At 72.0% G+C, this 15,159-nt stretch carries 13 protein-coding genes; 9 read left to right on the top strand and 4 right to left on the bottom strand.

What is annotated here, in order from left to right; translation table 11 throughout:
- Positions 1-20: 20 nt before the first annotated feature.
- The gene (locus tag B1H50_RS05150; protein WP_080462699.1) at positions 21-320 is read left to right on the top strand and encodes a DNA primase; all 300 of its coding nucleotides are present in this window, start codon (positions 21-23) and stop codon (positions 318-320) included.
- 32 nt (positions 321-352) lie between these two features.
- Here B1H50_RS05150 and B1H50_RS05145 read toward each other — a convergent pair whose 3' ends face one another.
- The 4 genes from B1H50_RS05145 to B1H50_RS05130 all read right to left on the bottom strand — a co-directional run bounded on the left by B1H50_RS05145 (position 353) and on the right by B1H50_RS05130 (position 4,358).
- A complete protein-coding gene (locus B1H50_RS05145) occupies positions 353-1,333 on the bottom strand; it encodes an aldo/keto reductase (RefSeq protein WP_080462698.1) in 981 nt (326 codons plus the stop codon).
- A 187-nt stretch (positions 1,334-1,520) separates the two neighbouring features.
- Positions 1,521-1,742, bottom strand: a complete 222-nt coding sequence (locus tag B1H50_RS05140) for a sulfurtransferase TusA family protein (RefSeq protein WP_080462697.1) — start codon at positions 1,740-1,742, stop codon at positions 1,521-1,523.
- Positions 1,743-1,812: 70 nt separating this feature from the next.
- The gene (locus B1H50_RS05135) at positions 1,813-2,922 is read right to left on the bottom strand and encodes a YeeE/YedE family protein (protein ID WP_080462696.1); all 1,110 of its coding nucleotides are present in this window, start codon (positions 2,920-2,922) and stop codon (positions 1,813-1,815) included.
- Between the two features lie 476 nt (positions 2,923-3,398).
- Complete coding sequence (locus tag B1H50_RS05130; RefSeq protein WP_080462695.1) at positions 3,399-4,358, bottom strand: RecB family exonuclease; 960 nt, start codon at positions 4,356-4,358, stop codon at positions 3,399-3,401.
- A 424-nt stretch (positions 4,359-4,782) separates the two neighbouring features.
- Here B1H50_RS05130 and B1H50_RS05125 point away from each other — a divergent pair, with 424 nt between their 5' ends.
- The 8 genes from B1H50_RS05125 (at position 4,783) to B1H50_RS05090 (ending at position 15,124) form a co-directional block, all read left to right on the top strand.
- On the top strand, positions 4,783-5,892 hold the full coding sequence (locus B1H50_RS05125) for a site-2 protease family protein (RefSeq protein WP_188640709.1): 1,110 nt from the start codon (positions 4,783-4,785) through the stop codon (positions 5,890-5,892).
- A 34-nt stretch (positions 5,893-5,926) separates the two neighbouring features.
- Complete coding sequence (locus B1H50_RS05120; protein WP_080462693.1) at positions 5,927-7,150, top strand: multidrug effflux MFS transporter; 1,224 nt, start codon at positions 5,927-5,929, stop codon at positions 7,148-7,150.
- Positions 7,151-7,420: 270 nt separating this feature from the next.
- Positions 7,421-8,524, top strand: coding sequence for a tRNA (adenine-N1)-methyltransferase (locus B1H50_RS05115; RefSeq protein ID WP_080462692.1), 1,104 nt, complete (start codon positions 7,421-7,423; stop codon positions 8,522-8,524).
- Complete coding sequence (gene arc, locus B1H50_RS05110; RefSeq protein WP_080462691.1) at positions 8,517-10,232, top strand: proteasome ATPase; 1,716 nt, start codon at positions 8,517-8,519, stop codon at positions 10,230-10,232. The genes B1H50_RS05115 and arc overlap by 8 nt, the downstream gene beginning before the upstream one ends.
- A complete protein-coding gene (locus tag B1H50_RS05105) occupies positions 10,229-11,956 on the top strand; it encodes a proteasome accessory factor PafA2 family protein (RefSeq protein ID WP_080462690.1) in 1,728 nt (575 codons plus the stop codon). The genes arc and B1H50_RS05105 overlap by 4 nt, the downstream gene beginning before the upstream one ends.
- A 58-nt stretch (positions 11,957-12,014) precedes the next feature.
- Positions 12,015-12,203 (top strand): ubiquitin-like protein Pup, encoded by a 189-nt coding sequence (locus B1H50_RS05100; RefSeq protein WP_080462689.1) that lies wholly within the window; start codon positions 12,015-12,017, stop codon positions 12,201-12,203.
- On the top strand, positions 12,204-13,676 hold the full coding sequence (pafA, locus tag B1H50_RS05095; RefSeq protein ID WP_080462688.1) for a Pup--protein ligase: 1,473 nt from the start codon (positions 12,204-12,206) through the stop codon (positions 13,674-13,676).
- Positions 13,673-15,124: an FKBP-type peptidyl-prolyl cis-trans isomerase gene (locus tag B1H50_RS05090; RefSeq protein ID WP_080462687.1), complete on the top strand. Its 1,452-nt coding sequence runs from the start codon at positions 13,673-13,675 to the stop codon at positions 15,122-15,124. The genes pafA and B1H50_RS05090 overlap by 4 nt, the downstream gene beginning before the upstream one ends.
- Positions 15,125-15,159 lie beyond the last annotated feature (35 nt).

Here is a 15,159-nt window from a genome sequence, read left to right as displayed (position 1 = left end):
GATGCCGGTAGGCTGGCGCCATGACGAACGACCCGCGGTCCGCGCTCAACCGACTCATCGCCGCCTTCGAGGCCCACCTCGACGCCGCCGCGACGGGTGACGAGAACTCGCCGGCAGTGGTCGCCGCTGAGAACGCCCTCCAGGATGCCTTCTTCACCTACGACGACGTCCTCTTCACCGCCTACGGCATCGAGCTCCCCTTCGACACCTACGACGGGGACGACGATGATGACGACATCATCGATGACGACGATGAGGATGACGACGTCGACTACGACGATGATGAGGATGACGACGTCGACTACGACGATGAGGATTGATCTCCCGGGCCCCGTCGCGGCGGCCTGATCGGTCAGAACCTCTCGGGGTATCCGATCCTCGGGGCGCTGACCTCGCCGAGGGCGTGGCGGATCTGCGCGGGCAGTTCGAGGTCCTGCGCTGAGAGCGCTCCTTGGAGTTGCGCCGGGGTGCGGGCGCCCACGATTGTGGAGGCGATGCCCTCGGCGTCGCGGGCCCAGGCGAGTGCCACCTCGACGGGCTTGCGGTCCAGGCCGGCGGCGGCCGTGGCCACCGATTCCACGATGCCCCGGTGCTCGCTGCCCAGGTAGGCCGAGGCGTAGGAGCGCAGGTGCGGAGAGGCGGCTCGCGAGTCCGCGGGGATTGTGGCCCGGTACTTGCCGCTGAGGACCCCCCGGCCCAGTGGCGCGTAGCCGATGACGCCGAAGCCCATGGCCTCGGCGGCGGGGATGACTTCCCTCTCGATGCCTCGGTTGAGCAGGGAGTGCTCCACCTCGACAGCGGCCATCCCGGGCGCTTCAGGGCCCTCGGCGAGCAGGCTGGCGACGCGCGCGCTCGCCCATGCGGGATGGTTGGAGACCCCCACGTAGCGGGCCCGACCGGAGGCGACGGCACGGCGCAGGGCGTCAGCCGTCTCCTCCAGGGGGGTGGCGGGGTCGGGAACCTGGACGAGCCACAGGTCGAGGTGGTCCGTGCCCAGGGTCTCCAGGGTTGCGTCGAGGCTGTCCAGGAGCGTGCCACGTGAGGCGTCGGCGGTGGCCGGGCCATCGCCCGTGCGCCAGGTGCGAACCCCTGCCTTGGACACGATGATGAGGTCCTGGCGGTTGACGTAGTCGCGCAGGAGAGTGCCGATGGTGCGCTCGGCCAGGCCCTCGGTGTAGGTGGCGGCAGTGTCCAGGAGGGTGCCGCCTGCGTCGAGGAAGATCCCGAGCTGGTCCTTGGCCTCGACCTCATCGGTGTCCCTGCCCCAGGTCATCGTGCCGAGGCCGACGGTGGACACGCGCAGGCCGGTGCGGCCCAGTCTCCTGTACTCCATGGTGCCAAAGGTACCTGTCCCGGCGTCGAATTCTCGTGTCGTGCGTACCGGGTCGGGGTGGTGGCTCCGGTCCGCGGGTCGGTCCCTCGCACCATCGGGCGCTGGGCGCCCTCCGGTGCTCCCGCAGACCCGGTGACGGCCCTGCGGACCGGAGCCACCACCCCTCCCCATCTACCGGGGGTCTCCGCTACTTGCGCACGGTCATGGTCCAGGAGGCGGGGCCGACGGTCTCGAACTCGGTGATGGTGTAGCCGTTCTTGGCGGCCCAGGCGGGCAGAGTCTCTGTTCCCTGGGTGCAGTCGAAGGCGATGACGAGCTCGTCGCCGGCCTCGAGGTCCTCCATGGCCTCCTCCGCCTCCATGACGGGGAAGGGGCAGACCTGGCCGTTCGTCTCGAGGATCGTGCGCATGATGGGGTCCTTTCAGTGTGGTGGAGGAGCGGTGCGATGAGGGCGGGAGGGAGCTGCGCCGCCCCGCGGGTCATGCGGGTGCGGCCTCGAGTGCGGGTGAGGGGGCGGAGGCGTCGGTCGCCTCAGCACGGGCGGCTCGGGCCGCGCGCCGCTTCTGGCGGGGGCGGATGAGGAGGACCCAGGCGGCGGCCCCGACCCCGAGGACCTGGAAGACCAGCGCTACCCAGCCCTGCCAGGACAGCAGGGAGGTCTGCACGAGCGCGTTGCCGATGGAGCAGCCGCCGGCCCAGGCGGCGCCGATGCCCATGAGGAGGCCGCCCAGGATGGAGCGGATGATGATGGTGGCGTCGGGGACGCGCACGCGGAACTCGCCGGAGGCCTTCGCGGCGATGAAGGAGCCCATGAGGATGCCCAGCACGAGCAGGACACCCCAGTCGAAACGGCTGGTGTCCCCGGTGACGATGACGCCGACGAGGTTGGCGGACGGCGTCGTGATGCCCAGGCCGTCCTCGCGGCCGGTCGCCCATGACAGGGGCCAGGCCGCGGCCGCAACGATCCCGACGATCGCACCGGTGGCCATGGGATTCCAGCGCTTCTCCAGGAGCAGGTGGGACAGGCCGGTGCGGCGGGCGGGCAGGCTGAACTGCGGGCCGCGGGCCGCGGTGAGGCGCAGCTGCCTGCGGGCCAGGAGGGCGACTCCGACGGCGAGGGCGGCCACTCCGACCCACTGGGGCAGGTGGAGCGTGGCCGGGATGGTGGTGAGCTCGGTGGTCCACAGGCCCTTCACCCATCGACTGGGGCCGGCGAGGATGCCGGTCTTGGCGGCAGCGGCCGCCAGGGCGTAGGCGATGAGGGCGAACCAGGACCCGACGAGGCCCTCGCCGGCGCGGTAGTAGGTGCCGGTGGCGCAGCCTCCCGCCAGCACGATGCCGACTCCGAAGAGGAGGGAGCCGACGACGGTGGCGACCACGGAGAGCTGGGGCGCCTCCGGGGCGATGCTGCCGGTGAGGGTGAGCGCGAAGACGCCGACGGCCTGGACGGCGATGGCGATGAGGAAGGCGGTGAGCCAGAAGGAGGATCGCGAGACCCAGAGGTCTCGGAACGCGCCGGTGATGCAGAAGCGGCCGCGTTGGAGGATGAAGCCGAGGGCGGCTCCGGTGATCAGTCCGGTGATGATCATGGGGGTCCTTCCTGGGGCGGGGCGCGGGTGCGGCGCCCGGTTGTTGGGAGGGCCCGGGTGGACGGGGCGTGCGGCGCCATGGTGCGCAGGCGCTGGCAGCGGCAGTGGCGCCGCGGCGACGCGTTGCGCGGTCGGTGGCTGCTGGGGCGCACGGTGCTGTCACCCGGGGTGTCGGGTGAGCGGTGCGCCTGGTCCGGGGAGGCCGGCGCGGTCATCGCGCCATGGCCGGTGAGGGGGTGCTTCGTCGGATGCTGGTTGCGGAGCGCAGCCCTCAGATCGCCTGGACCAGGCAGCGCATACACATGGCAACCTCGCCGAGAGCGGTGCGGTTGCGGCGTGCGTGGTCCGTGCTCATGCGATCGTCCGTTCAGTCGTGGCGCCGCGAGGTGCGGCGACGTGCTCGGACGCTATCGGTGCGGATACCGCCATGGCAAGCGGTGTCCACGTGAGGCGGCCCACCGAGCGGGCTGGGTGCCTCAGCGGGAGCCTGCCGAGGCGACGCTGGTGCGGGCGGTGAGGAGGCGGGCGACGCCGTCGTCCGGCAGCGGGGGAGTCTTGCCGCCGAAGAGGGGGCAGTGGGCCTGGAAGGCGCACCAGCCGCACAGGGGGCCGCGCCTGGGGGCGAAGGTGCCGGCGTGGGCGCAGTCCTCGATGTCGTCCCAGATGCGGGCCAGGCGCGTCTCGGCGGCCTCGAGCTCGCGCAGGTGCGGGTCGTGGGTGAGGGTGCGGCCGTCCTTGAGATAGAGGAGCTGGAGGCGGGCGGGGGCCCGTCCGCGCAGGCGCCACAGGACGAGCCCGTAGAAGCGCATCTGGAACAGCGCCTCCTCCTGGAATCTGGGGGAGGGGGACTTGCCGGTCTTGTAGTCGACGACGCGCATGGCGCCGTCGAGGGCGATGTCGAGGCGGTCGACGAAGCCGCGGATGAGCAGGCCGTCGGCGACCTCGGTCTCCACGAAGAGCTCGCGCTCGGCGGGGGCGAGGCGCTGGGGGTTCTCCATGTGGAAGTAGGAGGCGATGAGGTCGCGCGCCTGGCCGAGCCAGGCCTCGATCTGCGCGGGCTCCTCGAAGAGCCCCATGACCTCCGGGCTCTTGGCGCGGTGAGCCTCCCACTGCTCGGGCAGCATGGCGAGGGCGGCCTCCGGGGTGCGATCGCGCGCGGGCAGGTCGTAGAGGCGCTCGAGGATCGCGTGGACGAGCGTGCCCTTGTGGGTGGCGAGCGAGCCGGGCTCGGCCAGGCCGTCCACGGTGCGCAGTCGGAACAGCAGGGGGCATTGGAGGAAGTCCTTGGCACGCGACGGGGAGAGCGCCGCCCGGCGGGGTCCCCTGCGCGCGGATCGGCCGACGCCCGGGCCCGTGGCGCGCGGACGGGTGGTGGCCGGGGCGGCGGGCGGCTCGGGGGATGAGTGCGCTGCGGGCGCCGTGCCGTCTACTGTCATGGTGGCACCGTACCCCGAGGCTCCGACAAGAATCCGGCTGGCGGGAGGGGGAGGGGAGGACGCCCGTGCGGGAAGGCGGCGAGGGCGGCAGGGCCGCGCTGAGCAACGATGGCAAGCAGGCCGCTGGCCGGCTCCGCGATGTCGCCCCCTTAAACACCCCGAATACCCCTATGAATAAGCCTCTTCCTCTGCGGGCGCGGCATCGTCTCGAAGACGGATAATGATGCTATCCGTGCGGGTAGCGTTTCACCGCACCGTCTCCAGTCGAGGATGGTTCGTGAAGATGCGGGCAGTGACGGTGAAATAGGGGTGATTGAGGATGCTGTCATCCCTGCCCTTGTATCGGTCTTTAATGAGTTCGATCTCAATGATCCTGATGGGCGCCACCAGCTGACCGGCCGCCCATCCCGGTAGTCTCAGGCGCATGCCATCTGCAGCCACGCGCAACGGGGAGATGGCCCTGGGGCGGATCGGCGGCGCGCCCGTCGTCGTGTCCTCCACATCCCTGCTCCTCGGACTCATCATCGCCGCCTCCTGGTACCCCCTGGTCACCAGCGCCCTCGGGGATGCCGGCATCGTCGTCGTCCTGGGAACCGTCGCCGCCACCGTCATCGGCGTCGCCATCTCCATCCTCCTCCACGAGCTCGCCCACGGCCTGGTCGGCGCCGCCCTCGGCCGCCCACCCATCCGCTACGAGCTCCTCCTGTGGGGCGGGCGCACCAGCTTCGGCCCGCCCCGTCGCGCCTGGTCCCCCTGGCGCGACGCAGTCTGCTCCCTCGCCGGCCCCGCCACCAATGCGCTCCTATGGATCGCCGGTCGCACCGTCCTCGACTTCGGCGCCCTCACCACCCCCGCCATCTACGTCGCCCTGTGGGCCATCACCTGGCTCAACCTCGCCCTCGCCATCTTCAACGCCCTGCCCGGCCTGCCCCTCGACGGCGGCCAGGCCCTCGCCTCCCTCGTCGCCCAGGCCACCGGGAACCGCGGCGCCGGTCTCAAGGCGGCCGCCTGGGGCGGGCTCGCCGTCGTCGCCGGGATCGCCTGGCTCTACCTCCTCCAGCCCCTCCTCATCGACCACCACCGCCCCAGCCCCACCAGTCTCATCCTCGCCGCCATGGTCGGCTGGACCATCGGCTCCACCAGCTGGCGCATCCTCGGCCTCGGTGGCGCCCAGCGCGCCGCCGCCCGCCTCGACCTGCGCTCCCTCGCCCGTCCCATCGCCACGCTCCCCGCCGCCGCGCCGCTTGTCCAGGTCGGCGCCGCCCTCGACGACGGCGCCGCCCTCGCCCTCATCACCGACGGCCCCACCATCCTCGGCACCATCGACGCCGCCGGCCTGGCCGAGCTCGGTGTCAGGGGGGAGGGAGCCACCGCCGAGCAAGCCTGCACCGTCCTGCCCGTCGCGGCCATCACCACCTCCCTGACCGGCCAGGAGGCCGCCGACGCCCTCAAAACGGCGCGCACCGTCTCCCGCTGGCTCATCGTTGTCGACAGTGGACGCATGATCGGCGCTGTCCCCACCGGCGCCCGCTGACCCGAAGGACCACTCATCCGAGTAGAAGGAACGCATGAACCCATCCCGGAGCCCCGAGGTCCCCATCACTGCCGGCCTCATCATCGCCCTCGCCATCCAGAACGCCGTGCCGCCCTTCGCCACGGACATGTACTCGCCCGCCTTCCCGCAAGTCGCCACCGACCTCGGCACTTCAGCCACCGCCGTCGGGTTGACCCTGACCGCCTTCTTCATCGGCATGGGCACGGGTCAGCTCGCGGGCGGAACCGCCTCCGACCGCTACGGCAGACGCCGCCCCATCATCACCGGCGGGCTCATCTGCACCCTCGGCGGCGTCGTCTGCGCCCTCGCACCCGGCATCGGAATCCTTCTGGCCGGGCGGATCCTCCAGGGCCTCGGCGGGGGAATCGCCTCCGTCGTCGGGCGCGCCGTCCTCGTCGACGTCGCCCACGGCGACCGCCTCGCCCGCATCATGTCCATCCTCATGGCCGTGGGCGGCCTGGCCCCCATGCTCGCCCCCGTGGCGGGCAGCGCCGTCCTGTCCGCGGCGACCTGGCGGATGATCTTCTGGTGCCTGGCCGGATTCGGGCTGCTCATGATGGCCATGGCCGCGATCGTCATCCCCGAGACCCTTCTGGCATCTGACCGCCGCCACGGGGGTCTGCGCCGATTCGCCGGCGGATTCGCCGAGCTCGTGCGCCACAAGCGATTCATGGGATACATGCTCACCTCCGCGTTCTCCGGCTTCGCCATGTTCGCCTACATCTCCGCCTCCTCCTTCGTGTTGCAGGAGACCAAGGGACTCACCGCCATGCAGTACTCCGTGTTCTTCGGCTGTACCGCCGGGGCCAACATGCTCATGGCGCTGACGAACTCCCGGCTCGTGGGGCGCTACCGGCCCCGGCGGCTCATCGCCGTCGGGCTCGGGATCTCCGGGGGCGGGATCGCACTGGTGACCCTGGCTGTGCTGGCCTGGGGCGTGGCGCTTGTGCCGCTGTGCGCGGGCTTCGTGCTCACCATGGCGGCGCAGGGCCTCATCTTCGGCAACGCCAGCGCGCTCGCCCTCGGCGAGGTGCGGCACGTGGCCGGGGCGGCCAGCGCCCTCATGGGCGTCGTGCAGGCGATCGCCATGGGGATCTCCGCGCCGCTGGCGAGCTCCGGGGGCGGTGCCAGCGCCGTGCCCATGGTCGCCGTCATGCTCACCGGGATCATCGGCGCCTGGGCCGCCTACCTTCTCGTGGGGCGCGCGCCCTCCCAGCGCCGCCTGCCCGGGGTGTGAGGGGTGTGCGGGGTGACATGGCGAGATTTGAGGATTGCTCGGCCGAATTGCAGTGTTTGATCGTTCAAGGACCGCATGATCCTGCGGACCTGGCGGCTGCTAGGAGGGTCTGAGGAAGAAGCAATCCTCAAACCTCGCCATCTTCGCTGGGGTGAGGCGTTCAGCCCTGTGATCGAAGTAACGCATGGAGGTTGTGTGCTCGGTGCGCTGCTCGCCCGGTCTTGCGAGAGGAGCACGGCAGGGGGAGGGGCGGCGCATAGACTGGGGCCGATGAGCGAGCAGGACACTCAGAACCCGCAGGCCGCCCCGAAACTCCCCCCGCGCCACGTCACCCAGGAGGTCCTGGGCCAGGCCGGGCGCCGCGGCCCCTTTCGCTACGGCGAGCGCATCCAGGTCACCGACGTCAAGGGCTCCAAGAACACCTTCCACCTCCATCCCCAAGGCTACTTCCAGTCCGCACGCGGTTCCTTCCGCCACCGCGATGTCGTCGGCAGGCAGGAGGGGACCGTCCTGACCACCGATTCCGGCCACGAGCTCCTCCTACTGCGCCCCCTGCTCGCCGACTACGTCCTGTCGATGCCCCGCGGCGCCCAAGTGGTCTATGCCAAGGACTCAGGCCAGGTCATCGCCCTGGGCGACATCTTCCCCGGTGCCCGCGTGCTCGAGGCCGGCGTCGGCTCCGGCGCCCTGACGATGAACCTCCTGTCGGCCATCGGGGAGACCGGGAGCCTCATGTCCATCGAGCGGCGCGAGGATTTCGCCGCCATCGCCGCCTCCAACGTCGATTCCTGGTTCGGGGGCCATCATCCCGCCTGGGAGCTGCGCACCGGCGATTTCAACGACGTCGTCGCCGCTCGCGTCGAGGACGCCTCCATCGACCGCGTCATCCTGGACATGCTCGCTCCCTGGGAGAACATCGAGGCCTCCGCCCGCGTCCTGGCCCCCGGCGGCCTCTTTCTCGCCTACGTCGCCACCACCACCCAGATGTCGCGCACCGTCGAGGCCCTGCGCCACAGCCTGCTCTTCACCGAGCCCGAGGCCTGGGAGTCCATGGTGCGCACCTGGAACGTCGATGGCCTGTCCGTGCGCCCCGACCACCGCATGGTCGCCCACACCGGATTCCTCCTCACCGCCCGGCGCCTGGCCCCCGGCAGCGCACCGCTGACGCGCAAGCGCCCACCCGCCCGCGGAGCCTACGACGACGCCGGCCACTGGATCCCCGAGGACGTGCGCGAGCGCACGAGCACCGACCGGAAGGTACGCCGCGTCCTGCGCGACTGCCTCGCCAAGCAGCCCGAGGACGCCACCCCCGTCCTCCCCGGCGTCCCCACCGCCGGGGGCGACGACGCCCCGCAGGAGCCCCTCGATGACTGACACCGCCGACCTGGGCATGCCCGCGCCTTCCTTCACCAGCCACCAGCTGCGCGAGGCCCGCGCCGAGGCCGTCTCCCTGGCCGAGAAGAACGAGCGCCTCACCCGGGCCCTCACCTCCGCCCGAGAGCGGATCGCCGAGCTCGGCGCCCAGCTCGACGCCGTCACCCACCCGCCCGTCACCCTCGCCCTCCTCACCGGCCTCCGCACCCGCCCAGACCGTGCCCCAGACCGTGCCGAGGAGTCCGCCTCCGTCGCCGCTGCCTCCGTGAGCGCCTCCGCCCCCGAGGCCCTCGTCCTCCTCGGCGGGCGCATCATGAGCCTCGGCCTGCGCCCGGGCCTCGACCCCGGGGCCCTGCGCATCGGCCAGCTCGTCGCCGTCAATGACGCCATGCTCGTCGTCGACGCCCTTCCCGAGCCCGACACCGGCGAGGCCGTCGTCCTCGACGAGGTCCTCGATGACACCCGCGCCCTTGTCACCACCGGCTCCGGCGCAACCCGTGTCCTGCGGCTCGGCGGCGCCCTGGACGCTGGCGCCCTCGCCCCCGGCACCACGCTGGCCGCCGACCTGCGCGCGGACGTGGCCACCGCGATCATCGAGCGCACGAGCGTTGAGCAGCTCGTCGTAGCCGAGACGCCGGACGTCACCTGGGAGGACATCGGCGGCCTCGGCCCCCAGATCCAGGCCATCCGAGACGCGCTCGAACTGCCTTTCACCCATCCCGGCCTCTACCGCGCCTATGGGCTGCGCGCTCCCAAGGGCCTCCTCCTCTACGGCCCGCCCGGATGCGGCAAGACCCTCATCGCCAAGGCCGTTGCCACATCACTCGCCGCCGGCGGCGACGGGACCGGCGGCGAGCGCGCCACGGGTCGCACCGCCGCCTTCCTCAACATCAAGGGCCCCGAGCTGCTCAGCAAATTCGTCGGAGAGACGGAGCGCCAGATCCGCGCCATCTTCGAACAGGCCCGCAGGGCCGCCGCCGAGGACCGGCCCGTCATCATCTTCTTCGATGAGATGGAGGCCCTCTTCCGCACCCGCGGCACCGGGGTCTCCAGCGACGTTGAGACTATGATCGTCCCGCAAGTTCTGGCCGAGATCGACGGCGTGGAGTCCCTGCGCAACGTCGTCATCATCGGCGCCTCCAACCGCGAGGACATGATCGACCCCGCGATCCTGCGCCCCGGTCGCCTCGACGTGAAGATCCGCGTCTCCCGCCCCGATGCCGCCCAGGCCCTCGACATCCTCGCCCGGCACCTCACCACCGACATCCCCCTCGATCCGGCCGAGCTCGCCGCCCACGGCGGTGACCGCGAGAGTGCGGCCGCCGCCATGCGCGCCGCCGCCGTCGACGCCCTCTACGCCCGCTCGCCCGCCACCGCGGTCCTCGAGGTCTCCTACACCTCCGGCGCCACCCGGACCCTCCACCTCGGCGACCTCGTCAGCGGGGCGATGCTCGCCCAGATCGTCGCCCGCGCCAAGACCGCCGCCATCAAGGACGAGCTCTCCGGTGGGGCGGGAGGGCTCTCCACTGCCCGTCTCCTGGCCGCCGTGGCCGAGGAGGCACGGCAGAATGAGGAGATCACCGGTGCCACCAGTCCCGAGGGATGGGCCAGGCTCATCGGCGCCCAGTCCGGGCCGATCCGCGGTGCTCGGCGCCTGGGCGCCGCCATCAGCGCCGCGCGGCCCCACGAGACGCAGGAAGGCGCATGACCACCTCAGCCACATCCATGCCCGTTATTGCCCAAGCTCCCGTCGCCGCGCTCGGCCCCACGACGAGGCCGGTCGGCCTCGAGACCGAGTTCGGCGTCACCGAGCCCGGCAACTCCCGCGCCAACCCCGTCGTGCTCTCCAGCCTCATCGTCGACGCCTACGCCGCCCGCTCCCGCCCGGGCCTGCCCGGTGCCGCCTCGGTGACCTGGGACTACGAGGGGGAAGATCCTCTGGCGGACCTGCGCGGCGGGCGCATCGACCGTGCCGCCGCCCACCCCAGCCAGCTCACCGACGACCCCACCGCCCCCGCCCCCTCCGGCGATGCGCCCGCCGATGGCGGCCCCGTGGGCCTCGACTGGGGGACTCGCCCCAGGCCGAGTGACGAGGAAGCCGCGCTTCCCCGAGCCACCACGGCTGTGCTCGCCAACGGCGCGCGCCTCTACGTGGACCACGCCCACCCCGAGTACTCGGCCCCGGAAGCCCTCACCCCCACGGACGCCCTGGCCTGGGACCGGGCGGGAGAGGTCATCGCCCGGCGCGCCATGGAGGCCCGGGCCCGTTCCGGCGGTCCCGAGATCGTCCTGTACAAGAACAATACCGACGGCAAGGGCGCTGCCTACGGCAGCCACGAGAACTACCTCGTGCGTCGCGACCTGCCCCTCGACGCCCTCGCCGCGGCCCTGACGCCCTTCCTCATGACCCGGCCAGTCGTCGTCGGCGCAGGGCGCGTGGGGCTGGGCGAGCGCAGTGAGCGCCCCGGCTTCCAGATGAGCCAGCGCGCCGACTTCATTGGCTGCCCGATCGGCCTGCAGACCACCTTCAACCGGCCCATCGTCAACACCCGCGACGAGCCCCATGCCGACGCAGCCCGCTGGCGCCGCTTCCACGTCATCAATGGCGACGCCAACCGCTTCGACGTTCCCGGCTATCTCAAGATCGCCACCACCGACCTTCTCCTGTGGTTCCTGGAGCGCTCCCACGAGCGCGGCGAGGGGATCGGAGCCCTGGCGCCCCTGCGGATCCTCGGCGACCCCGTCGAGCAGCAGTGGGCCCTCTCCCACGACGCGACCCTCGCCTACGCGCTCACCACCCAAGGCGGGCCCATGAGCGCCGTCGCCATCCAGCGCTCGCTCCTGGAGGTCATCGCCGCCGCGCTCGAGGCCGACTACGGGGGCATTGGTGCGCAGAACCTCGGTGAGGAGACCGCCCGCGCCCTGGCCCTGTGGGAGGAGGCGCTGGGCCTCCTCGAGGCGATCGCCGCCGCGCCGGGCGACCTCCAGCCGGTGGCGGCCGCCGCACCCATGATCGAGTGGGCCGCCAAGATGCAGCTCTGCGAGGGCCTGCGCGCGCGCTCGGGCACCGATTGGAGCGATCCGCGCCTGGCCGCTCTCGACATCACGTGGGGCGACCTGCGCGAGGGGTCCGTCGTCGATCGCCTCGACGCCGCCGGCCGCGTCCGCCGCCTCCTCGACCCCTCGCGGATCGAGGCCGCCGCCGACACCCCGCCGGCGGGCACCCGCGCCGCCGTGCGGGGCCGCGCGATCGCCACGATCCCCGAGGTCGTCTCTGCCTCCTGGACCAGCCTCGTCATCGATGCCCCCCAGCGCCCCCAGCTCATCCGAGTCGCCCTGCCAGGCGCCGTCGCCGTCACCGAGGCCGAGACTGAGGGACTTCTCACGGCGATTGAGCGCGCGGCCCAAGGTGGGGGAGACTTGGTCCAGTGACCGCCCCTCACTCCCGACCCACCCGCTCCAACCGTCGGGCCAACGCGAAGGAACGACCATGACCAGCCAGGAAGCGCAGCAGATCCGGCCCTCCGGCGGCGAGGGCGGCACCGAGTCCGAGGTCACCAGCGCGGCTTGCCAGGTCCAGACCACTGGCGTCGACGCCATCCTCGACGAGATCGACTCCGTCCTGGAGACCAACGCGGCGGCCTTCGTCCAGGGATTCGTTCAGAAGGGCGGTCAGTGAGTGAGCGCCGCGGCTGACGGCGGGTGCCGCCCGCCCTCCCGGCGGATCATCGGCATCGAGACCGAGTACGGCATCACCTGCGCCTCCACCACTGGCGGCGCGGCGCCGCTCGACGCCGATCACGCTGCGCGCGAGCTCTTCGCCCCCGTCATCGCCGCCCACCGCTCCTCCAACGTCTTCACCCGGGGCGGCGCCCGCCTCTACCTCGACGTCGGCTCCCACCCGGAGTTCGCCACCGCCGAGTGCGACCGTCTCGCCGACCTCCTCGCCCAGGACCGCGCCGGCGAGCTCACCATGGCCGATCTCGCCGCCCGGGCCAACGCCCGGCTCGAGTCGGCCGGCGTGCCCGGGCGCATCCACCTGCTCAAGAACAACCTCGACGCCGAGGGCAGCGGCTTCGGCTGCCATGAGAACTACCTCGTCCACCGCCGGGGGGACTTCTGGAGTGACGCCCGTACCCTCGTCCCGCACCTGGTCACCCGGCAGATCCTCGTGGGCGCCGGGCACGTGCTGCCCGCCGACCCGGTCACCGGCGCCCCCGCCCGCTATGTCTTCTCCCAGCGCGCCGACCAGATGCACGACGCCGTGTCCTCTGCCACCACCCGCACGCGCCCCCTCATCAACACCCGCGATGAGCCCCACGCCGACGCCGAGCTCTACCGGCGCATGCATGTCATCGTCGGGGACTCCAACATCGCCCAGGGCTCCACGCTCCTGAAGGCGGGGGCCATGGATCTCCTCCTGGACTACCTCGAGTCCGGGGGCAACCTGGCGGACCTCGAGCTCGCCGAGCCCATGCGCGCCATTCGGGACACCTGCCACGATCTCAGTGGGACGGCGCTCCTGGAGCGCAAGGACGGGCGCAGCATCACCGCTCTGGACCTGCAGGGGGAGCACCTGGCGCGTGTGCGCGCCCACGCCCACGCCGAGCTCGACCTCAGCCCCCTCCAGTCCGCCGTCCTCGACCTGTGGGAGCGCGGCCTGGAGGCCCTGCGCGCGCAGGACCCCGGAGCCGTGGACACCGAGCTCGACTGGGCCGCCAAGCACCAGCTCCTCACCCGCTACGCCGAGCGTGCCGGCACCGGACTCGACGACCCGCGCGTCACCCGCCTCGCGCTGGCTTACCATGACGTGTCCCCGGAGGAGGGACTGCGGGCCCGCCTCGAGGCCGCCGGGATGCTGCGCCGCTACCTCGACGACGACGTCTGCCGGGCTGCGATGAGCACCCCGCCGGCCACGACGAGGGCGGCCCTGCGGGGCGCGGCGATCGGCCTGGCCCAGGATCTGCGCGCCGACCTGGCCGCCGACTGGGTCAACCTGCGCCTCGACGCCGGCTCAGGCGGGCAGGAGGTGCCGGCCATCGCGCTTCGCGATCCCTTCGCCACGTGGGATGAGAGAGTCGATAAGCTCATGTCCGCCCTGAACGCGATGAGGCGTCAGAGCGCGGACGTCCTCCGCGAGGCTCCCCTATGACGAACCACGATGACAACGACGACGGGCTCGAGAGCACCCGTCCGCTGACCCGTCGCGAGCGCAGGGGCCTGGAGCGGCTGGGAGAGGTGCAGGCCGAGCGCCGGGAGGCCGCGCAGCGCCAGGCGGCCGAGCGCAGACGCGCGGCAGAGGAGGCCCGCCTCAGGGCCCAGCGCGCCGAGGCCGCCCGGATCGAGGCCGAGCGCCGGGAGGCTGAGAGGATGGCGGCTGAGCGCCTCGCCGCGCAGCGCCGGGCCGCCGAACCCCGATTCCCGGAAGTCCGGTCCGCCTCCGACGGCGTGGTGGCGGAGGACGCACTCGAGACCCCGGAGCCGCTCTCCACGACGGGCGGGCAGCGCGCCCTCGGCGCCGCGCTCAACCGCTCCCGACCCAGAGGGCATGCGGCACTCGTCCTCGTCTGCCTCGCGGTGGCGGCGATCATCATCATCCCGCTGGTCCTGTCCACTGTGAACGGCAAGTCACCGGCCAGCAGGGCGGTGGCGAGCCCCACCGGTGCCGCCATGCTCCCGGCGGACACCCCACTGGACCAGGCGATGACGGTCTCCGGGCGAGTCGGCGCCACACCGGTGGTCAAGCTGACGGCGCCACTGAGCGCGCCGTCCTCCCTCATCATCGACACCCTCATCACCGGTGAGGGTCGCGCCCTCCAGCCCGGGGACGCCGCGCTGCTGTCCATCGCGACCTTCTCCGGCACGGACGGGAGGAACACGACCTCCCTCAGCGCGGGCTCCTCGGGTGAGGAGCACACCAGTCGGCGCCTCGTGAGCGTGAGCGTCGACCAGGCCTCACTCAACGACCTCACCGACATCATCACCGGAACCACCGAGGGCACCCGGCTCGTCCTGCGCGGCCCGGTCGTCGTCGACGGCACTCCGTCCACCGAGATCACCGTCATCGATGTCCTGCCGACCACCGCCTCGGGCACGGCTGTCGCGCCTGTCGCAGGCATGCCGACCGTCATCCCCGGCGACGCCGGGGCGGTCACGCTCTCCGTGACCGGTCTCCCCGCTCCCACCCGCTCCACCGCCGTCATACTCATCCAGGGCACGGGCGAGCAGGTCCACTCCAACAGCCGTATTATCGCCCGCGTCCAGGCCGTCTCCTGGACCGACGGGAGCGTCATCACCAATGACTACGGTGCCACGGCCCTGCCCGTCGCCGTTGAGCTGAGCAGCGCCAAGACCTATGCCGGGCTGCGCAACCACCTCGTGGATGTGCCCGTGGGCAGCAGGGTTGTCCTGGCCCTGCCCGCCGATCAGGCTCGGGGGGACAGACCCGTGGCTGTCGTCGTCGATGTCCTCGCCATTGAGGAACCCAAGACGGAGGCTTCTGGAGCCAGCCCGGGCGCCACTCCCACCGTCGGCACCGATCCCGAGCTATCGAGCCGAGCGCCCAGCCCCGCAGCGCCCGCCGCAACCGCTGGGAACTGATCCGGCCCATCCACCACCTGAACCCAGGAGCAGTG

Source organism: Actinomyces gaoshouyii (genome assembly GCF_002072175.1).
Lineage (GTDB): Bacteria > Actinomycetota > Actinomycetes > Actinomycetales > Actinomycetaceae > Actinomyces > Actinomyces gaoshouyii.
The sequence above is the reverse complement of the archived record's forward strand: the minus strand, read 5'-3'. Positions and strand labels throughout refer to the sequence as shown.